This window comes from Kribbella sp. NBC_01505, assembly GCF_045040285.1.
Lineage (GTDB): Bacteria > Actinomycetota > Actinomycetes > Propionibacteriales > Kribbellaceae > Kribbella.
In genome coordinates this window covers 6,628,354-6,652,833 of record NZ_CP109425.1, presented here as the reverse complement: position 1 = coordinate 6,652,833, position 24,480 = coordinate 6,628,354, and the positions used below count along the sequence as shown (strand labels likewise).

The window sequence follows — 24,480 nt, the reverse complement described above, 5'->3', positions numbered from 1 at the left end:
CCGATCCCCGCCGCACCGGACAGGCCGGACACGAACACGGTGGCTGGCCGCCGCGGCGGCCGATCTACTGAAGCGCTAGGCGGGCCTCGCCTACAGCTGAGGGGGATGGCGAAGTCGGCGACCGCGTGCCCGCCGCCCGAGCTTCCGGGCTTCGGTTGCCGCCGGCAAGTTCGGTCGCCTGAGAGGTGCGCGTTGCGAGATCCACGGATACCTACCGCCGCTCCGTGACAGTAGAACTCCGTAAACCTGCAGGCACGCGCACTCATCACGCCTCTGCGGGGACCTACTGCCGCTCAGAGGCAGCAGATCCCCGTGAACCTGCGATCGCGCCCACTCATCACACCTCTGCGGGGACCTACTGCCGCTCAGAGGCAGCAGATCCCCGTGAACCTGCGATCGCGCCCACTCATCACACCTCTGCGGGGACCTACTGCCACTCAGAGGCAGCAGATCCCCATGAACCTGCGATCGCGCCCACTCATCACACCTCTGCGGGGACCTCCTGCCGCTCAGAGGCAGCACATCCCCGTGAACCTGCGATCGCCCCGACTCATCGCACCTTTGCGGTGATCTACTGCCGCTCCGTGACAGTAGACATCCGTGAACCTGCGATCGCGCCGACTCATCGCACCTTTGCGGGGATCTACTGCCGCTGAAAGGCAGCAGATCCCCGCAGAACCGGCGAAACCGTCGCGAACACCGGCAGAACTCCGTGGACCTGCTGACGCGCCCGCTCGACCGACGCCCGGGCCGAGCCAGCACCCGGGGGTTTGAACAGGTAGTGGTGGGCTGCCACAGGTCATTTCTTGTTCAAGGCCCCCACGCGATCTGCTCACCCCCGAGAGCTGGCGGCGACCGCGGCGCCCAGTGGACGAACTGTATTCACCAAGGGACGACGTTTCCGTGGCGGTCCAGGAACTGGAGGGCGGGGGTTCCGGCGTGCTTCTCCAGTACGTCGACTACTGCGGGGATGGTGTCGCGCGGGTCGAGGGGCGCGTGGGGTCCACCGAGCCGGGTCTGGTTGTGGCCGGGGTCGATGAGGAGTTTGGTGTGACCGTCGTCGGCGTACCGGGTGGAGTAACTGCGCATCAGCTGGTTGAGGGCGGCCTTGCTGGCTTTGTAGAGCTCGTAGCCGGCTTCGGTGTTCTGCGAGATGCTCCCCTGCTCCGACGACATCACGGCGACGGTCCCACCCGGTACGACGAGGTCGCGCAGGGTTTCGAGCACCCGTAACGGGCTCAGCGCGTTGGTGATCATCACCTCGGTGAACATCTCGGTCGGGACCTCACTGATCGGCAGATTGCCGCGGTCGATCGCCGCGTTGACGAACAGCAGGTCCAGCCGCTGACCGGACAGCCGCTCGCGCAGGGCAGCCAGCTGGCCGGGATCGTTCATCTCCAGTGTCTCGACAGTGATTTCAGGCGGCAGTTCAGCACCGGCGGTGCGAGTGGTGGCGGTCACTTGCCAACCGCGGCGAACGAGCTCGCCCGCGAGGACGAGCCCGAGGCCCCGGGAGGCTCCGATGACAAGAGCGTGGCGGTCGGACATCAGAACTCCTTGAGAGGCGACGAATTGTCTGGACGCGACGTTGCGTCTAGACAATAACACGTGCCTGATATCGTGCCGGCATGGATTCCCCACCACGCCGGGTGCACTCCGGCAGCCGCCGCGACGACGCGGCCCGGCTGGCGGTGCTGCGGGCCGCCGACGACCTACTCGTCGAGCATGGCTTCAGCGCCTTGACCATCGAGGCCATCGCCCGTCGTGCCGGGGTCTCGAAGCAGACGATCTACCGCTGGTGGCCGTCGAAGGTCGAGGTCCTGCTCGACACCCTGATCGCCGACAGCGTCAAACAGCTCCCCGTGCCGGACAAGGCAACGGCCGACAGCATCCGTGCGTACCTGCGCGCGTTCGGCCGCTTCCTCACCCGCGAGGACGCCGGGAAGGTCCTGCTCGCGCTGCTCGCCCAGGCGCAGCACGACCCCGCGACGGCCGCCAATCTCCAGCAGCGCTATCTCGGCCCCCGGCGCGCCCTGGAGCGCGAGTTGCTCACCCGCGCCGTGGATGCCGGCGAGGTCACCCTCAAACTCAGCGCCGACGCCACCCTGGACGCGCTCATCGGGCCGATCGTCTACTGCGCCCTCACCGGCGCCCCCATCCCCCGCGCCCTCGTCGACACCCTCACCGAAACTCTCCTCAACGCCTGACAGGGCGCTACGCTTTGTAGGCAGTTGACTACGATCCGCCGCCTCCAGGGTCTCTGGTGCACACATTCGGAGGTCGGAAGATGGTCAGATCGGTCCGTACGGCGGTCGCCGCGGCGGCGCTGGTGGTTGCGGGAGTGCAGTACGTCGTACTGGAGGCGGTGACGGCGGCGGCGTGGAAGAGCCCGTCGTACAGCTACGCGCACAACAACATCAGCGATCTCGGGGTGCCGTCCTGCGGTGGTGAGGTCGGCGGCCGGGTGATCTGCTCACCGCTCCACACCCTGATGAACATCAGCTTCATCACCCAGGGCGTCCTGTACGGCGTGGCCGCGGTGCTGCTGTTTCGCCTCCTGCCGGGCCGGCGCCCCTGGATCTACGCGGTCCTCGGCGTCATCCACGCCATCGGCTTCACCCTGGTCGGCCTGTTCCACGGCTCCCCCGAAGCCGGTCTCGACCACGGGATGGCGATCCACATCTTCGGGGCCGCGCTGCTGATCCTCTCCGCCAACGCCGCGTCGATCGTGGTCGGGCTCCGGCTCCGCCCCACCCACCGACGCTGGGGAATCACCGGCATCGCACTCGGCGTCCTCGGTCTGCTCTCGCTGATCGTGATGGGCGCGACCGGCAGCAGCAACATCTCGTCGGCATTCGAGCGCGGCTCCGTCTACCCCTTCATCGCCGCCGAACTCATCGCCGGCGTCGCGTTGCTCGCGCTGCAACGACCGGTCAACGCGGTCGCACCCCCGCTCGCCGTACCAACCGATTCGGAGCAGCACACGGTCTGACCGACCGCACGCCTCCCCTCAGCACCTGCGGCGTTGTTGGGACGGTGGGGTGGCAAGATCTGGGTGTGCAGATCGGGATGCTTGGGGCGTTTGAGGTTCGGGGGGACGACAGCGCGGTTGTTGACGTGCCGGGGGCTCGGTTGCGGGGGTTGTTGGTGGCGCTTGCGCTTGAGCCGGGGCAGGTTGTTCCGAAGGCGCGGTTGGTGGACTGGGTTTGGGGTGAGCAGCCGCCTGCCGAGGCTGCGAACGCGTTGCAGCGTTTGGTTTCCCGGTTGCGGAAGGTCTTGCCCAGTGGAGTGATCGACGGTACGCCGGACGGGTATCGGCTCGTGGTCGCGCCGGATGCGGTAGACGCGGTGCGGTTCGAGCACTTGGTCGGGCAAGGGCAGTTGCGGGCGGCGCTCGACCTGTGGCGTGGTGCTGCGCTTCAGGACGTCGGTCTACAAGACAGTACGGCGTTCGACGCGGCCGTCACGCGGTTGGAGGGCATGCGGCTGACCGCTGCCGAGGACTGGTTCGATTCCGAGATCAGCCGCGGTCGAGGTGCCCAACTGGTCACCGACCTGACCGACCTGGTGGCCGCCAACCCGGTCCGCGAGCGCCTCGTCGCGGCCCTGCTGCGCGCCCTGGCAGCTAGCGGCCGGGATGCCGAAGCGCTCCTCGTCTACGAACGAACGCGCGAGATGCTCGCCGACGAGCTCGGTGTAGACCCCTCCCCCGAGCTCGCCGCGCTGCACGTCGCCCTCTTGCGGGGCGAGCTCGGTCGCCGCGAGGAGACCCCGAAGTCCAACCTGCGCGCCGAGCTGACCACCTACGTCGGCAAGAACGAGGACGTCACCGCCGTCAGGTCACTCGTCACCAGCCACCGACTGACGACTCTGATCGGCCCCGGCGGTACAGGCAAGACCCGGCTGGCCATGGAGACCGCGCGGACCCTGCTCAAAGAGCTGCCGGACGGCGCCCGGGTCGTCGAGCTCGCAGCGATCGGCCCCGCCGACGACGTCGCCGCGGCAACCCTCGCAGCCCTCGGTCACCGGGACGCGCTGCTCGGCGGCGCACCGGATGCCGACTCGGTCGATCGCGTCATCAGCGCGATCCGCGACCGGGAGCTGCTGCTGATCCTGGACAACTGCGAGCACGTGATCGAGTCGGCAGCGGCCTTCGCGCATCGCGTGCTCGGCGAGTGCAGGCAGCTACGGATCCTCGCCACGAGCCGCGAACCCCTTGGCATCACCGGCGAAGCGCTCTGGGCGGTCGCGCCGCTGACCCTGCCGACCGAGGGCGATGATCCCGCGGAGATCGAGTCCTCGCCTGCTGTGCAGCTCCTGCGGGACCGGGCGAGCGCCGTACGGAAGGATCTTGGGACCGATCCGGCAACCCTTGCCACCATGGCCCGCGTCTGCCGAGCATTGGACGGGATGCCGCTAGCGATCGAGCTCGCCGCCGCGCGGTTGCGGACGATGACGCTCGACCAGCTCGCGCACCGCCTCGACGATCTGTTCCGCCTCCTGACTGGCGGCAGCCGTACGGCGCTCCCCCGGCACCGCACGTTGCGCGCGGTGATCGACTGGAGCTGGGAGCTGCTCAGCGAACCCGAGCGAACGGTCCTGCGCCGCCTGTCCGTCTTCGCCGGTGGCGCGAGCCTCGAGGCCGCCGAACAGGTCTGCGCGGACGACCCGATCGACGTCCTCGAACTGCTCACCGCACTCACCGAGAAGTCGCTGGTCGTTGCTGAGGGCAATGATGCGCCGCGGTACCGGATGCTCGGCATGGTCAAGGAGTACGCCGATCAGCGGCTCGCCGAGGCGGACGAGGCGGAGCTCGCGCGGAAGGCCCATCTGGCGTACTTCACCCAGCTCGCCGAGACCGCGGATCCGCACCTGCGCCGCGGCGAGCAGCTGGAGTGGCTCGCCATCGTCGAGGCCGAGCACGACAACATCACCGCCGCGATGCGAGGCGCCCTAGCAGCCGGTACGGCGGAACCTGCGATGCAGCTCGCCGCAGCCGCGTGCTGGTACTGGTGGCTCGGCGGGCACCGGGCCGAGGGCAGTGAGCTGCTGATGGCGGCGACCGCCGTACCGGGTGAGGTGGCCGACGAGATCCAGGCGGTCGTGCTGTCGTTCGTGGTCGGGTTCATGTCTTCCGGGCGGAGCGACCAGTTCGACGCGATGGAGTGGATCCAGCGGCTGTTCCAGCTCAGCCATGACGTGCAGGTCGCCCATCCCGCGGTCCGGTTCGCCGGTGCGCTGGAGAGTCTGCTGCATGACGCAGACGCGGTCATGCCCGCGTTCGAGCGGCTGCTGACCGATGAGGACCCGTGGGTTCGCGCCTTGGCCAGGCTGCAGCTGGGCAAGCAGCGGGTGCAGTTCGGGGACGGCAGCCGGACGGCGGACGCGTACCTGGAGGAGGCGGTCGCGGAGTTCCGCGCGACCGGCGAACGCTGGGGTCTCGCGTTCGCGCTGACCGAGCTGGCCGACCGGATCACCGTCCGCGGCGAGTTCGCGAATGCGGCCGAGTCCTACGATCAAGCTGCTCAGGTGGTTGCCGAGGTCGGCGCCATCGAGGACCTGCTGCGGATGCGGGCGCGACAGTCGCAGCTCTACTGGCTGGCCGGTGACGAGCGCGCGAGCGCGGTCGCGATGGCGGAGGCCGAGCGAGTGGCCCGTGTGGTCGCGTGGCCGGAGGCTCGGGCCGAGCTGTCGCTCGCGAAAGCCGAGCTCGCCCGGTGGAACGGCGATGCCGCGGAGGCCCGGCATCAGCTCGACCTCGCCGCGTCCGGGCTGCCGGCGAAGGCCGGGCAGGCGGGCATGCGCGGAGTGATCGACGGCATGCTCGGCTATCTCACCGACGACCTCGACGAAGCCCGCCGCTATCTCGCGTCGGTCTTCGAGCTCGTGGCGGACAGGTCCCCGTTGATGGCCGCGCAGACCCTCGTCGGGATCGCGGATCTCGCGCTGCGTCAGGGCGAGGCGGCGCAGGCGGCCCGGCTGCTCGCTGCCAGCCAGCAGATCCGTGGGCTGCGCGACCGCTCGCAGCCCGACATCGACCGGATCGAGCAGGAAGTACGGCGTCGCCTCGGCGACACGCTGTTCACCGAGGCGACGCAGGAGGGGGCAGCGGCCGACTGGCGGGAGCTGGCCGCCGTCACGCTTGCTTCGTGAACGTCGACGACGCCCAGAAGTAGCCGACCACCAGGATCCCGACCAGCCACGCGAGCGCGGGGATCACGTCACCGGCCGCCGGTACGCCGTTCAGCAGGCCGCGCAGCGCCTCGATGATCGAGGTGAAAGGCTGGTACTCGGCGAACTGCTTGACGCCCGGACCCATCTTGTCCGCCGGCACGATCGCGCTGCTGAAGAACGGCAGCATGATCAGCGGAACGGTCACCAGCCCGGCCGTCTCCGGGGTCTTCGCCACCAGCCCGAGCGCGACCGTGATCCAGCTGGTCGCGAGGCTGAGAAGCAGCACGATGCCGATCACCGCGAGCCACTGCATGAAGCTCGCCGCCGGGTTGAAGCCGAGCAGGAACGCGACTCCGATGATCGCGCCGACCGCGATCAGGTTGGTCAGTACGGCGGCGATCACGTGGCCGGTGAGCACCGCGTTCGGCGGCACGTCCATCACCTTGAACCGGTTGATGATGCCCTTGGTCTTGTCCGCGTTCACCGCGAGCGCCACGGACCCGAGCCCGTAGCAGACCGCCAGCAGGAGCAGGCCCGGGGTGGCGTAGTCGACGTAGTTGACCCCCACGCTGAAGGCGTCGCCGAGCATGTAGACGAACATCAGCATCACCACGATCGGCATCAGGACCGCGTTGAAGACCGACATCGGGTTGCGGGCGATGTGCTTGAGGTTGCGTCGCAGCATCACGATCGAGTGGTTCTTCATGCGACTACCTCCGTGGTGTGGCCCGTCAGGGCGAGGAAAACGTCATCGAGATCAGGGGTGTGGACCGAGAATTCCTCGGCGTCGATCGCGTACTCGTCGAGCCGGTCGAGCAGACCGCGGACCGACTTGGTCCGGCCGTCGCTGGGCACCCGCAGTACCAGCTCGTTCACGTCCGCGGTGGATCCCTCGAGGACCCGGGCGGCGGTGTCGAGGTCGGCCGCCGTACCGAAGCGGAACCGAACGTGGGTGCCGGGGATCCGGCGCTTCAGCTCGTCAGGGGTGCCTTCGGCAACGATCCTTCCGCCGTCCAGGACCGCGACGCGGTGTGCCAGGTGGTCGGCCTCTTCCAGGTACTGCGTGGTGAGGAGGATCGTGACGCCGTCCGCGACCAGGTCCCGGATGATCGTCCACATCGTCCGCCGGCTGCGCGGGTCGAGACCGGTGGTCGGCTCGTCGAGGAAGATGATCCGCGGGCTGCCGACCAGCGTCATCGCCAGGTCGAGCTTGCGGCGCATCCCGCCCGAGTACGTCGAGGCCTGCTTGTCGGCGGACTCGACGAGCTCGAACCGCTCCAGCAGCTCGGTGATGATCCGCTCGCCCTCGTTGGGCGTGATCGGGCTCAGATCGACCATCAGCTGGAGGTTCTCCCGGCCGCTGAGCAGCTCGTCGACGGCCGCGAACTGACCGGTCACGCCGATCGCCTTGCGAACCGCCTTGGCGTCGGAGGCGACGTCGTACCCGGCGACCCGGACCGAACCGCCGTCCGCCTTGGTCAGTGTCGTGAGGACGTTCACCGTGGTGGTCTTGCCGGCGCCGTTCGGGCCGAGCAGGGCGAAGATCGTCCCGGCGGGGACGTCCAGATCGATGCCGTCGAGGACGACCTTGTCTTGGTAGGCCTTCCGGAGACCAGAAGCCGTGATCGCTGAACCTGTCATGCCTCCAAGATCGCGGCCCGCCCTGACGCTCCCCTGACACCGTCCTGACACCACGATCAGCGGGTGTCAGGACGGTTCGTGGCTCAGGTGATTGTCATGCGAACCACCGGTTCGCGGCCTGCTCGAAGGCATTCCGGTCGGCGTCCCCGGCCCACGCGACGACACCATCCGGCCGGACCAGTACGGCGGCCAATCCGAGATCGTCGCGAGCCCGGCCGGCGGCGTACGGGGCGCCTGTGAATCCCTCGAGTTCTCCGGTGAAGTCGAGCAGGACGCCGCGTCCGTCCGCCATCAGGTCGGCGAGGCGCGTGCCGTCCTCGAGCCGGAACTCCGGGGCGACCCGGCCGACCAGCGGGTGCTCACTACCGAGGTCGTAGCGGTTCTGCATCCCGGAGATCTTGCCGTAGACGTACGCCGCGCCGTCGGGAGTGCCGAGAAGATCGCGCATCACACCCTGCAGGGCGCGGCCGTGCGGACCCGGCTTGAGCACCGTCACCTGGGCACGGGTCCAATCGAGAACCCATTCGCCGATCGGATGGCGCTCGCTCTGGTAGGTGTCGAGCAGGCCGTCCGGCGCGTTGCCCTGGATGGTCGCGGCGAGCTTCCAGCCCAGGTTCATCGCGTCACCGAGCCCGGTATTGAGCCCCTGACCGCCCAACGGCGAGTGGATGTGTGCGGCGTCGCCCGCCAACAGCACCCGGCCGTTGCGGTAGTTCGTCACCTGCATCGCGCGATCGGTGTACGTCGACGCCCGGCCGAACTCGGTGATTGTCACGTCGGTGCCCGACACCCTGCGCAGTACCTCCTGCAGATGCTCCACCGTCGGCTCCTGGGTGCGGTCGAAAGCACCGCCGTCGAAATCCAGGACGCCGATGTGACCGGCCATCCGCAGCGACACGTACATGCCTCGCGGGGTCACGGTGAAACCAGGCTGCAGCTTGGCCTCGTCGTCGACCTCGATCTGCATCGTGTACCCGGTGAACAGCGGATCGGTCCCGACGAACTCGAACCCGGCCAACCGCCGTACCGCGCTCCGGCCGCCGTCCGTGCCCACGACCCAGCGCGCGGCGTACTCGTCGTCACCGGCCCGGACGACCACGTGCTCGTCGTACTGGGTCAGGTCCGTCACGGCCGCGCCCCGCCGGATCTCGACGCCGTACTTCACGGCGCGCTCGGTGAGGACCTCCTCGACATGTGCCAGGCCCGTCATCAAGACCTCCGGCGCGGGCGTCGGCAACCGGTACGGCAGCGTCGCCCCGTCGACCGCGTCGGGATCGATCATGATGCCGGCGAAATGGCCGAACCCCCTGACCTCGCCGGGCTGGTCGTCGACCAGCGAGCCGTCGTCGACCTCCAGCAGATCTGCCAGCAGCCCACGCCGGTAGAACCCCGCCAGCGACGACGCCGTCAGACCCCGCATCCCCAGCGGAGCCGTCCGCCAGACCGAGCCCGGCTCGGCCTCGCGCTCGATCACCACCACCGAAACACCCTGCAGTCCCAGCTCACACGCCAGGAACAAACCGACCGGGCCGGCACCGACTATCGCAACGTCGTACATGAGATTCTCCCTGTCCTTGGCCTACCCCGAGACCATGACAAGAAGCGCTGGCACTGCACACGCACTGCACTGCCCCACCGCTGGCACGCGATGTCAGGCGCTGGTACGACTCACGGCATGACGTTGAAGAGCAGGGCGAGGGTGCCGACGACCTGAAGGAAGAACGTATTGCCGGGGTGCATGCCGATCGACAGCCGGAGGTCCTTCTTCTTGTAGACCATCCAGGCTCCGGGGAGCATGAAGATCACGCGCGAGATGAGCGGCCAGGGCGCCCACAGGTGGTAGAGCGAGAACAGCGCGCTGCTGAGCAGCGGGGTCAGGCGGCCCTGGTGGGGCAGCCGTGGCATCAGGAACCCGCGGAAGTACAGCTCCTCGATGATCGGCAACGACAGACCGGTGAACGGGATGCACACTGCCAGTGCGATCACCATCACCGAGTGCGGGTAGCCGTCCAGGTACGCCGTCACGCTGCCGCCGGCGCCCTCGAAGGGCAGCCAGGTGAAGAACGTGTTGTAGATGAGGTTGTCGAACGGCGTCAGCGCCAGACTCAGCACCAAGAACTGCAGGAACAGCACCACGACGATCGGCACCAACTGCCGCCGCGACAGCGGTTTGTCGAGGTAGTGCACGACCCCGCGCAGGGACCACCGGCCGTTACGTTGCCGCCCCAACCACAACAGCAGCCCCAGCTCTCCCGGCACGAGTACCACCAGCAACGCGATCGCCCAGGCCAGGAACGCCGGGTAGTGGATCGCCTGTGTCAGCGGATGCGCAATCAGGAAGTACGCCGCGACGACCAGCGCCCCGGGCACCAGATGCAACGCGATCGTCAACGGCCACGAGTGGCGCTCGGCCAGCAACCGCTGGGCGAACGGGTTCCTCGTGCCGACCTTCTCCGTAGTCTCCATGCCACCGAGACTCCCGGTCCCGGCAGACACGCCGCTGACACCGCGCTGACACCCCCGCAGTGTGGATTGGGAACGGTGGTTTCGCGGCGGCGGAGTGCGGCGTCGCTCGGATGCGGTATCGGTGGAGCGCAGGCGCAGCACCGCCCGGATGCGGCCGGTGACGCAGTCGGTGGCTGATCGCCGCTGTGGCGACCAGCCACCGCGTACGCGGCCGGCCGCAGTGGTTGAGCACCGGAAGCGGGAGATTCACCGACCAACGACCGGCACAATGGTGGCTGGGACGGTCGAGGGGGGATATGTGGTGACGGACAAGCCGATGGACTTGTACGACGGCGCCGAGCGGCTGGCGGGGCGCGCTTCGGTGGCGTGGCAGCGGAGCTGGCAGACGACTGCGTTGCACGACGCAGACGCGTTCGAGGCGGATCTCGGCGCACTGGACCTGTCCGAGGCCGAGGTCGCGGACCTGCTGCGCGCGCGGGACGAAGCCGCCGAGCGGGCGTTCGCTCGCGAGGACGAAGCCGTGGATCCCCGGTCGGGCGGCGACGTGGAGGCGAGTCCCAGCGAGACCGACGACTGGTTCGACTCCCGGAGATCGTTGGCGGCACGCTTCGCCGATCGGGTGCTGGACCGGAGATTCCTGGTTGACGAGAAGACGACGTACCAGTTGCGAGTGCCCCTGTTCGAGCTGGCGGCGCCGGAGCCGGACGGATGCCTGGTGACGTTCTCGAAGGAACGGATGACGGGCCTGGCGCTCGGCTGGGGCGTCTCGTTGTTCGGTGGTGGCCTCGGCGGCTCATCCTCGATCCGGGTCTCGTCGGTCTGGACGTTCCAGGCGTCGGCCGGGCAGCGCAAGCAGGTGTTCCTGCCCGTGACGGTCACGGTCGGCCGGATCACCGTGATGTCCGGCGACCGTGTCGTCTCGAGAAGCCGGCAGGTGCTCGCCTCGGAGGCGACGCCCGCCACCCAACCCGGCCTCGTCCTGCTGCCCCCGGATCCGCCCAGCCGCCCCGGTGCGCTGCTCGACAGCTTCCCGATCGCCGGGGACACGAGCGGCGCGCCCGCGACGTACGGGACGACGTACAAGTCCAGCTCACAGCGCAGGCTGGAGTTCGGCGCCGAGGTCTTCGGCGTCGGGGCGAACCTGTCCGCCGAGGTGACGATCGACGACGACATCGGCCTCAGCCTCGACCTCAGCGGCGGTCACGACTACGCCCTGCACGGACTCGAGCGCGGCGAGGGCCTGAGCTGGGTCGTCAGCTGAGGCTTCAGCGATTGCAGAGGGCGTCGCCGATGAGCTGATCGGCGAGGTGTTGCTGGCGGAGGGCGTCGGACCACTCGCGGCCGAGGACGCTCGACATCGAGACGGCCGCGCTCCGGCGTCCGTCCGTGGTGACGCCGGTCTCGGTGATGAAACCGCCGTCGCCGCCGCCGTGGCCCCAGTACTCGCCACCGCACGGCAGGGGCCGTTTGAAGATGCCCAGGCCGTACTGGCTGTTGGGCATGAGTTGGGCGATCTCGGGGTCCAGGTCGCGGAGGTTGGTGGTCATCTCGGTCAGCTGCGCCGGCTTGAGCAGCCGGCCGTCGAACACCGCTTGGAAGAACTCGTTGAGATCCTCGGTCGTCGAGACCAGCGAACCGTCCAGGTCGTTCAGGATCTGGTCGGTCACGTCGATCAGCCTGCCCTGCTCGAACGGCTGGTACGAGCGGGCGTGCGGAGCCGGCAACACCGGGCTGCGGTCAGGCCGCGTGTGCTTGAGACCGAGCGGCCGGATCACGCGCGCCTGGAGTTCGTCGTACCAGCTGTGTCCGGTGACTCGCTCGACGATCATGCCGAGCAGGACGTAGCCGATGTTGGAGTAGCTCCACTGCTGGCCGGGCTCGAACGCCGGTGGGTGGCGCAGCGTGCGCTTCAGCAGATCCTCCGACGAGTACCGATCGAACCGATGCCGGTAGAAGTCGGCCTCGGTCGCGAAGTCGGGGAAGTCGTCGGTCAGCCCGTGCGTGTGCTGCAGCAACTGCCGGACGGTGATCCGGCGGCCGTCGTTCCCGTTGCCTCTGATTGCCCCGGGCAACCATCGCTCGACCGGGTCCTCCAGCGACAGCCGGCCCTCGCCGACCAGTTGGAGCACGACGACCGCCTTGAACGTCTTGCCGGTACTGGCGATCCGGAAGTAGCCGTTCGCCGGCACCGGTCGTCCGGTCCGGCGATCGGCCACGCCCGCGGTCGCGACCTCGGTCCGCCCGCCGTCAGCCCGAGCCTGTACGCCGGTAACCCCTGCCGCGCTGAGCGCCGCTGCATCCTGCCGCAGCCGCGAAGGCTCCGCCGCATCGGCCGGAACCACCAATCCGGTAAGAACAATTCCGGCGATTACTGCCGCTCGAATCTTCATGCAGCCAAGCTATTGGCCGGTCCGGGCGGGCTACAGAGTGCTATCTCCCCCAAGAAATCGCGGCCTGCGTATTGACAGATCAGATCATTTCCGGGTCGTACATGAACATGCGGACGTCCTGGGGGCAGCGGCAGGACTTGGCCACCTTGGCGGCCCAGTGCAGGGCTTCTTCGCGGGTGGGGACGTCGACGACGAAGACGCCGCCGATGAGCTCCTTGGTTTCCGGGTAGGGGCCGTCCGTGATCAGGCCGTCGGTGTCGACTACGGCGGGGTCGGCGGCGTACAGGGGGTCCTCGTTGTCGTAGGCCAGGCCGCCGGCGAAGAGCAGGACGCCGGCCTCCTTGGCCTCGCGGCAGACCGCGTGCGAGTCCACACCCACCTGCGGAAAGTCCTCCGCGGGGATGTGGTCCATCGCGCCCTTCTCGAACGAGATCAGGTACCTCGGCATCTCAGCACTCCTTGTGTTCCGGTGGCCTTCTCACCCAGGCAACGAACGTCGATCACCGATTTCGACAGGTCAGGATGCGGAATTCTGCTCGGCCCGGGCGAGGCGCTCCTCGAGCACCCGGATCCGGTCGTAGAGGTCGACCAGGGTCACCCCGTTCGCCACTACGCCGGAGCGCTGCCAGTGCCGCCGGACAAACTCCTCGCGGGTCTCCCCCTCCGCCTGGGCGAACGGATTCTGCCCAGGCGCACCGAGAACGGCCGGCCCGAGCCCGTTCCGCGCCTGCCTGCGGATGCCCTTCATCACCAGGATCGGAACGAGCACGAACAGCAGCACCACAGGGATCAAGATCAGAAACAACCAGTTCGGGTTCATGAAATCCTTTGCCTCACCATAAGGTCGCGGGGCCTGCGAGGACCCAGCCTGTGTCGTGCTCGCGGACGTGGAAGCTCAGGGCGACGTCGAGGATCCGGCCGCGGTAGCTGATCTCGACGTACGGACTGACGCCGCCGTTGATACTCCACGTGATGTCGGCTCGCGCCAGCTCGCCGAGCCAGGAGAGGTCTTCCTTCCACTCGCCCGCTGCTTTGCGGCGATCCCTGTCGGGGCCGACACCGGCCGATTCGCTCCACAGTGCCTTGAGGACATGCGCCGTACCGTGCTCTTCGACGAGTTGCTCGAGCTCTTCCAGCTTCGCGGCGCGCAGCAGAGCGAAGTACCCGTCGACGACGGCCTCGACGTCCGCCCTGGTCGGCGGCGCGCTCCAGATCTTCACTCGGAGAACTCTAGAGGCCACCACCGACAAGGAGCCCCCCGAGGACGGCTGGCAGATCACCCGCGCCGACGTGGCCCGCTTCATCATCGACGAGATCACGCAGCAATCTTGGTCCCACCGCTGCCCAACCCTGGCGCAATAAGGTCCTTCTCCTTTCGGGCTGCGGGCAAAGTCAGCAGCAGCACGATTGCGCCGAGGAGGGCGATGGCTGCGATCCACACCGCGCCTACGTGCATGGCGTGGATGAATGCGTTGTCGGCCGCCTGAACAAGTGCGGGCTGGCCGAGGTGGCGGGCTTGTTCGGCGGAGACCCGGGCCTGCTCCTGCAGCGGACCGGGTACGCCGGTTAGCGAGGGTTCGATCGCCTGTCGGTAGACGATCGACAGGATCGAGCCGCCGACGGCGATCCCGAACACGCTGCCGGTTTGCCGGACGGTGTTGGTGACGGCTGATCCTGCACCGGCCCGGTCCAGCGGGAGGTTGCTGATCAGTGCGGCCGTCACGGGGCCGATCACCATGCCGATCGAGAGCCCCTGGATCAGCAGCAGGATCTCGATCCAGACGAGCGAGGTGTGCAGTCCGAGGACCGCATACCCGCCCATGGTGAGCGCTGCCACGGTGAGCGCTGGTACGGCGACGACCCTGAGCGAGAGGCGGCGTACCAGGTGGGTGGCAAGTGGCGCTCCCGCGAGCGCGCCGGCTGCGGTCGGGATGTTGGCCAGGCCCGCCTTCAGCGGCGAGAACCCGAGCGCGCCTTGCAGGTAGAACGCGTTGTAGAAGGTGATGGCGGCCACCGCGAAGAGCAGCAATCCGAGCGCCGCATTGCCGCCGCCGAAGGTGCGTTGCGCGAGCAATCGCGGATCAAAGCTGGGCACTTTGACACGTAGCTCGACGAGCACGAAAACGGCCAGCAGGAGCAGACCGCCAACGATCGGCGCCCAGACATCGGTACGGGTCCACACAGCCACTTGTCCCGCCCGGATCAGCCCGTAGGCCAACGCCACGAGCCCACTGATCGACAACAACATTCCCGCGGGGTCCAGCGGCCGCCGGGTGGGGCTGCGGAAATTCGGGACCAGTACGGCGAGCCCGGCCAACGCCAAGGCCGCGACCGGGACATTGATCAGAAAGACCGAACCCCACCAGAAATGGCCGAGCAGGAACCCTGCGAGCACCGGGCCGGCCGCCATTCCGACACCGGCCGACGTCGAGAAGATGCCGATCGCGGCGGCCCGCGCGGGGCCGGTGAAGGTCCACATCAGGATGGCCAGCATGGCGGGCGTGATCAGCGCGCTGCCGACACCCATCGCAGCACGAGCCGCAATCAGCTGACCCGCATCGTTCGCGTACGCCGCCCAGAGCGAGGCCGCGGCGAAGACCACCAAGCCGGTGGCGAACACAGTCCGGTGACCGAAGCGATCACCCAACGCGCCTGCCGTGAACATCAAGGTGGCGAAGGCCAGCGTGTACGAACCGGTCGCCCATTGCAGCTGACCGGGGTTGGCCCCCAGCCCACGGACCGGGTCGGCGAGGGTCTCCAGGGTGGTACTCAGGACGGTGTTGTCCAGCCAGATCAGCACCGAACACACCATGAGAACGGAAAGAATCAACTGCTGCCGGAACTTCGGCAATGCCTGAGGCGCGGTCATATACACCTTTGAATAGCGGTCGGAGAGAACCTGAACGCCAGGACCATAAAGAGCATCCGACCGCATTGTCAAGCGCAGTATTTCTCGTCACAATCCTTGCTGGGACAGCGTTTTCTATGCCCTTTCAGGGATTTGCCATGCGAACTATTTCATGGCTTCGGGAGAGTTGCGTCCGGGCGAAGTTCATGCCCTCGCAGGATCCCTTCCAGGGGGTACGGGGTCTGCCGGCTCTCGACGCGGAACCGGCGGTAGTAGTCCGTCATGACCGCGGCGAGCGCGGCGTGACGGAGGAGGATGTCCGCGATCTGCGGCGGAATTCCCGTTGGCCGTTCGCCTCGGGCGCAGGCCTGCACGAACGCGATGCGCTCATCCCGCTGATAGCCGTACAGGGCGGTGACGAGCCACTGCACCAGGTGCGTGAGCGTGTAGGCACGGTCATAGGTCTGGTGCTCGGCGAAGAAGTCGACCTCGTCCTTCGACAGGTCGAACTCCGACGAGATCGCGAGGCCGTAGTCCGCGAAGAACAGTCGCTCCCCGTCGGTCAAGATGTTCTGGAAGTGGCCGTCGAAATGCAGGAGACCGCGGCCGTTCATGAACGCGGTCCCGGCCTCGAGCTCGTTCAGCACCATGGTGCATGCCCGCTCGGCCGTCTCATCGTCAGCCTTGACCTGAACATCCAGCCAGTCATGCAGGTTCTGCGGGATGTATTCCAGGAACAGTACGACGCTCGCCGAGGCATCCCGCAACGCTTCGAGCCGTCGCCGTACCTGCGGGGCGCCTTCCCAGTAGGCGACGACCTTCTCCACGTCTGCCAGCTCCTCAGGCAGCGCCTGACCGGGGTCCGGCAGCACGCGCCAGTGATACATCAGCGGGAAGCCCTCATGCTCCCGCGCGAGCACCCAGTTCGTCGTCATGGTGTGCACCGCCAACTCCCGCCAGGCCCCCCACCCCGGACCCCCAGGGACCCCGAGGCCGGGATGACAGAAGGTCGGCAGCTCAAAGAGGTTCGCCGTCGACCGCACGTTCTCCGGTCGCAACTCCAGATCCGTCAGCGGCAACCGCTTGACGAATACCCGGCTCCCTTCCACCTCCAGTAATGCCGACGTACCGCCAATGCCAGCCCCCAATGGCGCCGCCGCATCCACAAGGTCCCGCAACTCACCATCACTGCGCAGCGCCAACGAACCAGAAACCGCACCGTAGCCAGCCACCCGCGAATCGAAGTCCACCAAAGCACCAACCTCTCTTGAGCACGACGACAGACCGGTGCCCTAGGACAACTTGACGGCCTTGGTGGCGAAGTAGCCAGGCAGCCAGCCGGCCGTGATCTCCGACTGGTGTGGCGCCTCGGCGAAGCCGGTAATGGCGAACCCCACGGCGGTCTGCCCGCCGATCTGCTCGGCGAGCGTGTGGCTGTACTCAAGTGGCGAGTCGGCGCCCCACAGCCGCTCCCGCTCGCCTGGTTCCAGATGGGTGACGTCGCTGTACGGCAGGCGGTGCCGCACGACCAGCTCGCGCCCTTCCATCGCCTCCGCATCGAAGAGGTAGACGTCCGGGTTGACGAAGCCGGATAGCAGCGTGCCACCCGGCCGCAGCACGCGGCAGCACTCTCGCCATACCGGGGCCAGTTCGGGGATGAAGAGGTTGGAGACCGGGTGCACGACCAGGTCGAACGAGGCGTCCGGGAACGCGCGCAGATCGCGCGCGTCACCGAGCACTGTCTTTATTTCGAGCCCATCCCGTACGGCGACCATCTCGTCCTGCGCGAGCTGGCCGGGCGAGTTGTCGAAGACGGTCACCCGCGCACCGGCCGCGGCAAGCACCGGCCCCTGCTGCCCACCGCCGGAGGCGAGGCAGAGTACGTCGCAGTCGGCGAGGTCCGGAGGAAACCAGGTCGGGTCGACCGGCGCGTCCCCCATCAGGACGATCGACCACTCACCGGCCCGCGCCTTCGCGACCACCTCGGGTGTCACCGGCCGCGTCCAAGGATTGGCCTTCTCCACCTCGCGATCCCAGGCTTGCCGGTTGTGGGCGACCGGATCCGTGCGCGGCTCATTCATGCGCCGAATGCTAATCCCCGCCATTTAGGCTGAGGCTGTGCGAGCTACCGATGTCGGCGTTGACGTTCTGCGGCCTGAGGTCGATGAGTCGCGGCTTGCGGCCTGGAGCGACGTGATGCGTACGGTGGGAGCGATCGAGCGCGGAGAGTACGCTCCCGCACCTACCCCGGGGCGTCTGCGCTTCGACCCGAGGACGACTCGGTGGTCCGGTGATCTCGCCGGCACGCTGGTCGGCGCCGCGGAAGTTCGTCCCGCCGGCGAGCCGAAGACTGCCTTTGCCCGGATCTACGTCCTGCCAGGCCTACGTGGCCATGGCGTCGGTCGAGCGCTCCTCACGGAAGTAGTCCGTGATCAGCGGGCCGCAGGTGTGGAGATTCTCGCCACCACAGTCCTCGCGGATACACCCGGCGCGAGCTACGCCCTCCGTCTCGGCGCCACGGTCGGTGATGAGCTGGTCATCAACGTGCTGGACTTCGCGACCCTCGACCGCGCTCCCCTGGAGCGGACCGTCGCCACCACCCATGACGGCTACCAGTTGGTGCAATGGTCCGGCCGCACGCCGGACCTCCTGGTCGACTCCTACGCCTTGGCCAAACGCGCGATCGCCGATGCACCAAACAACCATCTGCCGCCGGGTGCCGTCGCAGCCTGGGACCGCGACCTCGTACGCCAGACCGAACGCGAACGCGCCGACCACGGCGCCGACCTATGGGTCACCGCCGCCGTCATCGCCGGCACGTCCACCGTCGCGGCATTCACTGCGGTGGAGGTCGGACGCTCAACCGTGGACGTCAGCCAGGAGGACACAGTCGTCCTACATGAGCACCGCCGACACGGACTGGCAACTTGGGTAAAGGCCGCCATGGCCCTCCGACTAGCCAACGAGTTGCCGACCGTACGCCGCCTCTCCAGCACCACCGCCGTCGCCAACACCGGAATGCGAGCCGTCAACGCCCGCACCGGCTTCCGAGAGCTAACCCGACGCCTCCTCGTCACCATCGAACTCGCCGACCTAGCAAAGCGCCTCCACCTCTGAGTAGCCCTCGTTCAGCGTCGTGGTGTCAGCCCTGGATCGTACGACGCGCGCCGACCCGGCACAGGGATCGCGCGGCACCCGGTCAACCGACGCCGCGTTCGCAGGGCCCCCGGTCACGCGGTGCGCGGCTACCGGACGTTGCGATTGCCCGCCGGGGATCATGCGGCCCGCAGCCATCCCTGGCGGTGGTCGCTGGCCTCGGGGGCGTGTGCGCATGGCATGGCTGATCCGGCGCTGTGGTTGGTGATCCACGAGCGCCAGCTGCCGTCTCGAGCCCGGTGGCGGCGGTGGCAGGGGTCGGTGCCGCGAACCACCAGGAGTCCGGCGGCTTATGGTCCGGCTGCAGGGGTGTCGTCGGTGCCCCAGGGGTCGATGTAGTCGGGTGCGAGTGCGAGGAGCCGTTCGCGGAAAGCTTCGCGGGCAGCGACAAGCGCGGGGTTGGGCACAGCACTGGCCGCAGGGAGCCGGGTCGGCTGCTCGTATACCGGATCGCTCCCGGCATCGCCCCAGCTGAAACGAGCCGCGCCGACATCGCCCGCGTCGGCATCAGCCGCGCTGTCACCACCCGTGCCCGGACCTGCCCTGCCGGCACTGGGTCCGCCGCCACTGTCCCCACCAGCGTTGGCGCCAGTCGTGGTGGCTGGGGTGACCCATGCGGCCATGGCAGCAAGGTCCGCAGCGGTGGGCGGCGGCGGATCTGCCCAGCTCGGCCGGGTGACCTGGACAACACCGCCACTAATGGTGATGGTCCACTGGTTCTTATGGACCGCGCGGTGGTGCGCAGCACACACCAGAGCGAGATTCTGCAGGCTGGTCGGTCCGCCGTCGACCCAATGGATCACGTGGTGGGCATGACACATCCACGGCGGCGCCTTACACACCACGCAACCCTTGTCGCGCTTGTTCAACGCCCGGCGAATGTAGCGGTTCACGAACCGCTGCTCGGTGCCGACATCCAGCGGCTGCGAATCCCCACCCAGCACAATCGGCAAGATCGCCGCATCACAGGCCAGCAGCCGGACAGCACCCGCGGACAGGTTCCCGCCGAACACCAACTCACCCATCCCACCCGATCCACCGGCCGCACTGGTGGCACCCGATCCACCGGCAGCACCGGTCGCATGGACTGCGCTGCTGTTGAAGGCGTCGGGGATGTCTGTGAGAGCGTTTTTGAGGTCGTTGAAGTCGATGGTGACGGTCAGGTGTGGAACGCCGGGGTAGTCGGGGTTGCCTGCCGCGGCGTCCGAGATCACCGCCAACGCATCGGCTTGGCGCTCTTCCAGAGACCGCGGGTCACGTTCACCATCGACCGTCTTGTGCGGCGCGGCGAGGGTGTGGACCTGGGTCTTGAACTGTTCGCCGGTGGCGCCGGGCAGGAACCCGGAGATCTTCACGCCGCCTTCGACGTCCCGTAGCCGCAGTGACCGTTTCGCCTGGGCTTCGTCCTCGGCCGGTTCCGGGCCGTCGGTGTCGAGGCGGGCGAGGACGTCGCGGCCGAATTTGGCGAGTTCGCGGGGGTTGGTGTGTTGGGCGGCCTGGATCATTTCGCGTTCGGCGACGTCGAGGACGTCGACCGGGACCGTGGAGGGCGCCTTTTCCAGGGTCGACACGATGACCTTGGCCAGGTCCGGGTTCAGGGTCGCCGGTTCCGTGGGGTTTGCGGGGTCGGGTAGCGCGTCGGCCACCGCCTGATATTTGGGTAGGGCCTTGGCGAAGGCAAGGTCTTTGCGGACGTCGGTGGGGATGAGCTGGTAGCGGTGGGCGAGGAGTTCGGTGGTGTCGCGGGCGCCGAGGTCTTGGGCGGTGCCCAGCTGGTCGAGGCGGGCCATGGCTTCGAGTTCCCAGGTCGCGATCAGGGACTTGATGACCTGCGCGGTGTCGAGAGCTGACAGCAGTTCGCTGCCGCTCTGTGTGTACACCGGTGGCATCGCCATGATCTCCATACCTCAGAGCATAGACACGTCCACCGACAGTTTTCGAGCCCAGAACCCTTTATCTACAAGGGATGTGTGGGCTGTTGGTGTGGGCTGGTTGCCTGCTCAACTTGCCCACACCTGGTTGGTCGGTCGGGGGTGTTGGTGGTGGCCTTGGTCGGTGGATTTTCGTCACCGAGCACCCCAAATCCACCGGATAGTGAAAGCTCTCGCACCTCAGCCCCTGCTCCCGCAGGGAGGTGCCAACCTTAGATGCGGTAGCCAAGTCGGCCACAAGAGCGCTCAGGCAACCGAGACGGTCACTCACTTAGTCACTCAGGTCATGAAAAAGGGCCGGTTCTCCGAGTGGAGAACCGGCCCTTGACCTGTGGTGGAGCTTAGGGGATTCGAACCCCTGACCTCTTCCATGCCATGGAAGCGCGCTACCAACTGCGCCAAAGCCCCGCGGTGTAGTTCCTTGCGACTCCGAAAGCTTAGCGGATAGGGGGCGGAGAAGAAAAATCGGATACCTGGCTGCAGACGGTGAGCTAGATGACACGCTCCCCAAGGGTGTCAGGCTTGCACTACCGCCCTGAGAGTTGATGCACCTGGGCACACCGTCCCCGAGGGCAGTCGCCCAATCCGACTGCTCGGATCCGGCCGGCGTCGTACACGGTGGCTGGCCGCCGCGGCGGCCGGTCCTACGGAAGCCAGAGTGGCTGGCGCGGCTTGCGGCTGGGCGGGATGGTGTGCTCGGTCACTGACCTCACCTGCGGCGGAAGGATGGCATCGCGTCAGCCGGCAAAATCGGCGTGGCGTTGGTGACTGCAATCCGGTGACTGGTCGGGGTTGGTGCGGGTTCACGGATGATTGCTGCCGCTATGAGCCTGTTGCGATTTGGCCGGCGGCATCCTCCCCAAACCGGTTCGGGGAGGATTTGGGACCGATTCGGGGGGTGAACGCTCCCCGGTTCGCCTTCCAGGATGACGAAACTCTCCCCGAACCGGTTTGGGGAGAGATAACGCAACAGGCTCTGGGTGGCAGTAGATCCCCGCAGAGGTGGTTGGTGTGCTCCCGATTCGCGCCGCACCGGACAGGCCGGACACGTACCCGGTGGCTGGCCGCCGCGGCGGCCGACTTACTGAAGCGCTAAGCGGGCGTCGCCTGGGGCTGAGGGGGATGGCGAGGCTGGTGACCGCGTGCCCGTCGCCTGAGCTTCCGGGCTTCGGTTGCGGCGCCGGAAAACGAGGGGATCTCCCCGCAAGTTGACGGTTCTCCCCTCAAATTTTGGGCAGAGAAGGGTCAACTTGAACGGATATCCAGCCAAATGCCGCAGGCTGGCAGACAACCCCAACCGCAGTGGTCAACCGCGGCGGCGGGTCACCTGACAGGCCTCCTCGCCGTCGGGAGCAACTACAACCCGTCAGCCACAAGCAACGGGGAACCTCGGTCACCGGCCTCGCCATCCGGCCCAGCCGAAGACCACCCCAGCCACCCGCTTCAGTAGAACCGGCCGCAGCGGCGATCAGCCAGCGAGTACGACGCCGGCCGAATGCGAGCGGACGGATGGGACGCGCGCATTCGGGGAGGAGGGGCTCCTGGCCAGGCGAAGACCTCAGCCACCGCGACCGATCACCTGCGGCGATATCGCAACAGGCACCTGGGGGCAGTAGGTCTCCGTGACCCTCAGGCTCGTGAGGAATGCGGGCTGGTGGCCGGCTGGCCAGTCCGTCGGCCACGGCAGTCGGCGGAACCACGGCCGAGGTTGTCGCCGGAGGCGACTGAAGGGGGCGCCGCGGAGCGGTGGCTTTAGCGTTGGGGGTCGTCGGACATTACTGGTTCGGGGAGGGAGCCGGCGTTCCATTCTTCGATGCGCCAGCGGTTGGTGCGGGTGCTGGGGAGGAGGGAGACCCAGTTGCAGTTGGAGAGGCCGCCGAAGGCGGGCCAGTGGGGGTCTGGGATGGATAGGAAGCGGCAGATGCCTACGCGGGCGGCCAGGCCGTGGGTGGCGATGACTGTGGTGTCGGAGGCCTCGCCCTGGACGCAGATGCGGGTGAGGGCTTCGGCGAACCGGGCGGCTACTTCTTCGACGGTTTCGCCGGCGGTGCCGCGGCGCTGGGATTCGCCGGCTTTGATGCGGGCGGCGGCCTCGGGGTTGCGGGCGGCCAGTTCGGCCTGGGTCAGGCCGGCCCAGTCGTCGACGTCGATCTCGCGCAGGGCCTTGTCGTACTCGATCGGGAGACCGGTCAGGACGGCCAGCTCGCCGGCGGTGGCGGCGGCGCGCTGGAGGTCGCTGGAGAACAGGCGGGTGGGGGCCAGGGCGGCGAGGCGGGCAGCGGCGGCGCGGGCCTGGCCGATGCCTACCTCGTCGAGCGGGATGTCGGCCTGGCCCTGGATCTTGTCCTGCAGGTTCCACGCGGTCCGGCCGTGCCGCCAGACGATCAGTCGCCCAACAGTCATTCGGCCGAACCCGAAGCCGAGCCCGAGTCTGGGCCCGCGCCGGGGACGTCGGACGGCAGCTTGATCACCGGGCAGTCGCGCCACAGCCGCTCGAGGGAGTAGAAGCTGCGCTCCTCGTCGTGCTGGACGTGGATGACGATCTCCAGGTAGTCGAGCAGCACCCAACGGCCTTCGCGAGCGCCCTCCCGGCGTACCGGCTTGGCGTCGAAGTCGACCCGGAGCTTCTCCTCGACGGCGTCGACGATGGCGCGCACCTGACGGTCGTTGGAGGCGGACGCGACCAGGAAGGCGTCGGTGATGGCGAGCTGCTCGGAGACGTCGAAGGCGAGGACGTTCTCGGCCTTCTTGTCGTGGGCAGCCTCGGCGGCCGCGGTGAGCAGCTCGATGGCGCGTTCTGAGGCTGGCATTAACTAATCCTTTGAAAAAATTGCAGAGTCTAACGGTTGGTGTAGAGCTCGCGCTTGGCGATGTACTGGACGATGCCGTCCGGGACGAGATACCAGGTCGGGTTGCCCTTGGCGACCCGGGCGCGGCATTCGGTCGACGAGATCGCCAGCGCCGGGACTTCCAGCAAGGTGATCCGGTCCATCGGCAGCTTGTCCAGCGGCAGCTCGAGACTCTCGGTCCCGGGCCGCGTACAGCCGACGAACTGCGCGAGTTTGAACATCTCGTCGACGTCGCGCCAGGTGAGGATCTGGGCCAGCGCGTCGGCACCGGTGATGAAGAACAGCTCCGCGTCCGGATAGAGCGCGGACAGGTCGCGCAGCGTGTCGATCGTGTACGTCGGTCCCGGCCGGTCGATGTCGACCCGGCTGACCGAGAAGCGCGGGTTCGAGGCGGTCGCGATCACCGTCATCAGATACCGGTCCTCGGCCGCGGAGACGTCGCGATCGAGCTTCTGCCAGGGCTGGCCGGTCGGGACGAAGATGACCTCGTCCAGATCGAAGTACGCCTGGACCTCGCTGGCGGCGACGAGGTGGCCGTGGTGGATCGGGTCGAACGTCCCACCCATCACGCCCAGCCGGCGGACCCGCTCGACGGCAGTCATATCAGCTGTGCGGCCGGCCCTTGCCCAGGATCACGGTGACGAGCACCAGCAGCACCAGGACGAAGAGCGCGAACCCGCCGTACCACCACGGCGAGATGTGGGCGGCCTCGGAGGCCTCCTCGAGGGCCGCGAGCTGCGGCACGACAAGCTTGAGCATGGGCAGAGCCTATCTCGTGACCGGACACAGGAGCGCGACCGGTGGCACTCGTGGCCATCCGGTCGCGCAGGAGGTCGGTATCAGTTGGTGCGGGCGTGACGGGTCAGCAGCCGGCGCCAGAAGGACGGGACGGCGGCGGCGCGCTGGTACTGCGCGGCGACACGGTGCATCTCGTCGATGTGGGCACGGGCAACGTCGGGGGTGATCATGATTCCTTCACTGGGTTGTCTGCTCGGTTGGAGCGGACGGCTCCAACACCTCAAATT

General features: G+C 67.7%; 23 protein-coding genes and 1 tRNA gene. 5 read left to right on the top strand and 19 right to left on the bottom strand.

The features are described 5' to 3' along the window. Nucleotides 1–882: 882 nt before the first annotated feature. Entirely contained in the window at nucleotides 883–1,548 is a 666-nt protein-coding gene (locus OG474_RS31550; protein ID WP_405057245.1) for an SDR family NAD(P)-dependent oxidoreductase, read from the bottom strand. An 80-nt stretch (nucleotides 1,549–1,628) separates the two neighbouring features. Between OG474_RS31550 and OG474_RS31545 the strand changes: the two genes are divergently transcribed. From OG474_RS31545 to OG474_RS31535, 3 genes are all read left to right on the top strand, one after another. Then, a complete protein-coding gene (locus OG474_RS31545; RefSeq protein WP_405057244.1) occupies nucleotides 1,629–2,207 on the top strand; it encodes a TetR/AcrR family transcriptional regulator in 579 nt (192 codons plus the stop codon). 80 nt (nucleotides 2,208–2,287) lie between these two features. Continuing rightward, nucleotides 2,288–2,992, top strand: coding sequence for a DUF998 domain-containing protein (locus OG474_RS31540; RefSeq protein ID WP_405057243.1), 705 nt, complete (start codon nucleotides 2,288–2,290; stop codon nucleotides 2,990–2,992). A 77-nt stretch (nucleotides 2,993–3,069) separates the two neighbouring features. Next, complete coding sequence (locus OG474_RS31535; RefSeq protein ID WP_405057242.1) at nucleotides 3,070–6,153, top strand: BTAD domain-containing putative transcriptional regulator; 3,084 nt, start codon at nucleotides 3,070–3,072, stop codon at nucleotides 6,151–6,153. Here the strand turns inward: OG474_RS31535 and OG474_RS31530 are convergent. The 4 genes from OG474_RS31530 to OG474_RS31515 all read right to left on the bottom strand — a co-directional run bounded on the left by OG474_RS31530 (nucleotide 6,137) and on the right by OG474_RS31515 (nucleotide 10,281). After that, a complete protein-coding gene (locus OG474_RS31530; RefSeq protein ID WP_405057241.1) occupies nucleotides 6,137–6,880 on the bottom strand; it encodes an ABC transporter permease in 744 nt (247 codons plus the stop codon). The two genes, OG474_RS31535 and OG474_RS31530, sit on opposite strands and share 17 nt — an antisense overlap. Then, on the bottom strand, nucleotides 6,877–7,815 hold the full coding sequence (locus OG474_RS31525; RefSeq protein WP_405057240.1) for an ATP-binding cassette domain-containing protein: 939 nt from the start codon (nucleotides 7,813–7,815) through the stop codon (nucleotides 6,877–6,879). The genes OG474_RS31530 and OG474_RS31525 overlap by 4 nt, the downstream gene beginning before the upstream one ends. Nucleotides 7,816–7,909: 94 nt before the next feature. Then, entirely contained in the window at nucleotides 7,910–9,373 is a 1,464-nt protein-coding gene (locus OG474_RS31520; protein ID WP_405057239.1) for an FAD-dependent oxidoreductase, read from the bottom strand. Between the two features lie 110 nt (nucleotides 9,374–9,483). Continuing rightward, the gene (locus tag OG474_RS31515) at nucleotides 9,484–10,281 is read right to left on the bottom strand and encodes a CPBP family intramembrane glutamic endopeptidase (RefSeq protein ID WP_405057238.1); all 798 of its coding nucleotides are present in this window, start codon (nucleotides 10,279–10,281) and stop codon (nucleotides 9,484–9,486) included. Nucleotides 10,282–10,582: 301 nt separating this feature from the next. On the opposite strand from OG474_RS31515, the gene OG474_RS31510 reads away from it, so the two are divergent. Beyond that, nucleotides 10,583–11,542, top strand: coding sequence for a hypothetical protein (locus tag OG474_RS31510; protein WP_405057237.1), 960 nt, complete (start codon nucleotides 10,583–10,585; stop codon nucleotides 11,540–11,542). 4 nt (nucleotides 11,543–11,546) lie between these two features. Here OG474_RS31510 and OG474_RS31505 read toward each other — a convergent pair whose 3' ends face one another. The 7 genes from OG474_RS31505 to OG474_RS31475 all read right to left on the bottom strand — a co-directional run bounded on the left by OG474_RS31505 (nucleotide 11,547) and on the right by OG474_RS31475 (nucleotide 17,600). Beyond that, nucleotides 11,547–12,671 (bottom strand): serine hydrolase domain-containing protein, encoded by a 1,125-nt coding sequence (locus OG474_RS31505; protein WP_405057236.1) that lies wholly within the window; start codon nucleotides 12,669–12,671, stop codon nucleotides 11,547–11,549. Nucleotides 12,672–12,750: 79 nt separating this feature from the next. Further along, nucleotides 12,751–13,119, bottom strand: a complete 369-nt coding sequence (locus OG474_RS31500) for a YciI family protein (RefSeq protein WP_405057235.1) — start codon at nucleotides 13,117–13,119, stop codon at nucleotides 12,751–12,753. A 69-nt stretch (nucleotides 13,120–13,188) separates the two neighbouring features. Continuing rightward, entirely contained in the window at nucleotides 13,189–13,491 is a 303-nt protein-coding gene (locus tag OG474_RS31495; RefSeq protein ID WP_405057234.1) for a hypothetical protein, read from the bottom strand. 13 nt (nucleotides 13,492–13,504) lie between these two features. Further along, nucleotides 13,505–13,891 (bottom strand): hypothetical protein, encoded by a 387-nt coding sequence (locus tag OG474_RS31490; RefSeq protein WP_405057233.1) that lies wholly within the window; start codon nucleotides 13,889–13,891, stop codon nucleotides 13,505–13,507. A gap of 95 nt (nucleotides 13,892–13,986) precedes the next feature. Beyond that, a complete protein-coding gene (locus tag OG474_RS31485) occupies nucleotides 13,987–15,540 on the bottom strand; it encodes an MFS transporter (protein ID WP_405057232.1) in 1,554 nt (517 codons plus the stop codon). Nucleotides 15,541–15,689: 149 nt separating this feature from the next. Further along, nucleotides 15,690–16,454 carry a hypothetical protein gene (locus OG474_RS31480; protein WP_405057231.1) on the bottom strand — a complete coding sequence of 255 codons (765 nt, stop codon included), beginning with the start codon at nucleotides 16,452–16,454 and terminating at the stop codon, nucleotides 15,690–15,692. Nucleotides 16,455–16,811: 357 nt separating this feature from the next. Beyond that, nucleotides 16,812–17,600 carry a class I SAM-dependent methyltransferase gene (locus tag OG474_RS31475; protein WP_405057230.1) on the bottom strand — a complete coding sequence of 263 codons (789 nt, stop codon included), beginning with the start codon at nucleotides 17,598–17,600 and terminating at the stop codon, nucleotides 16,812–16,814. Between the two features lie 37 nt (nucleotides 17,601–17,637). Between OG474_RS31475 and OG474_RS31470 the strand changes: the two genes are divergently transcribed. Further along, nucleotides 17,638–18,636 carry a GNAT family N-acetyltransferase gene (locus tag OG474_RS31470; protein WP_405057229.1) on the top strand — a complete coding sequence of 333 codons (999 nt, stop codon included), beginning with the start codon at nucleotides 17,638–17,640 and terminating at the stop codon, nucleotides 18,634–18,636. A 329-nt stretch (nucleotides 18,637–18,965) separates the two neighbouring features. Here the strand turns inward: OG474_RS31470 and OG474_RS31465 are convergent, their stop codons facing one another. The 7 genes from OG474_RS31465 to OG474_RS31435 all read right to left on the bottom strand — a co-directional run bounded on the left by OG474_RS31465 (nucleotide 18,966) and on the right by OG474_RS31435 (nucleotide 24,423). After that, nucleotides 18,966–20,579, bottom strand: coding sequence for a DUF222 domain-containing protein (locus tag OG474_RS31465; RefSeq protein ID WP_405057228.1), 1,614 nt, complete (start codon nucleotides 20,577–20,579; stop codon nucleotides 18,966–18,968). 359 nt (nucleotides 20,580–20,938) lie between these two features. Then, nucleotides 20,939–21,014 (bottom strand) — tRNA-Ala (locus OG474_RS31460). Nucleotides 21,015–22,358: 1,344 nt separating this feature from the next. Then, complete coding sequence (locus tag OG474_RS31455; protein ID WP_405057227.1) at nucleotides 22,359–23,009, bottom strand: histidine phosphatase family protein; 651 nt, start codon at nucleotides 23,007–23,009, stop codon at nucleotides 22,359–22,361. Then, nucleotides 23,006–23,416, bottom strand: coding sequence for a ribosome silencing factor (gene rsfS / locus OG474_RS31450; protein ID WP_405057226.1), 411 nt, complete (start codon nucleotides 23,414–23,416; stop codon nucleotides 23,006–23,008). The genes OG474_RS31455 and rsfS overlap by 4 nt, the downstream gene beginning before the upstream one ends. Before the next feature lie 29 nt (nucleotides 23,417–23,445). Then, nucleotides 23,446–24,021 (bottom strand): nicotinate-nucleotide adenylyltransferase, encoded by a 576-nt coding sequence (nadD, locus tag OG474_RS31445; RefSeq protein WP_405064633.1) that lies wholly within the window; start codon nucleotides 24,019–24,021, stop codon nucleotides 23,446–23,448. A gap of 37 nt (nucleotides 24,022–24,058) precedes the next feature. Then, nucleotides 24,059–24,214: a hypothetical protein gene (locus OG474_RS31440; RefSeq protein WP_405057225.1), complete on the bottom strand. Its 156-nt coding sequence runs from the start codon at nucleotides 24,212–24,214 to the stop codon at nucleotides 24,059–24,061. An 80-nt stretch (nucleotides 24,215–24,294) separates the two neighbouring features. Further along, nucleotides 24,295–24,423: a hypothetical protein gene (locus OG474_RS31435; RefSeq protein WP_405057224.1), complete on the bottom strand. Its 129-nt coding sequence runs from the start codon at nucleotides 24,421–24,423 to the stop codon at nucleotides 24,295–24,297. Nucleotides 24,424–24,480 lie beyond the last annotated feature (57 nt).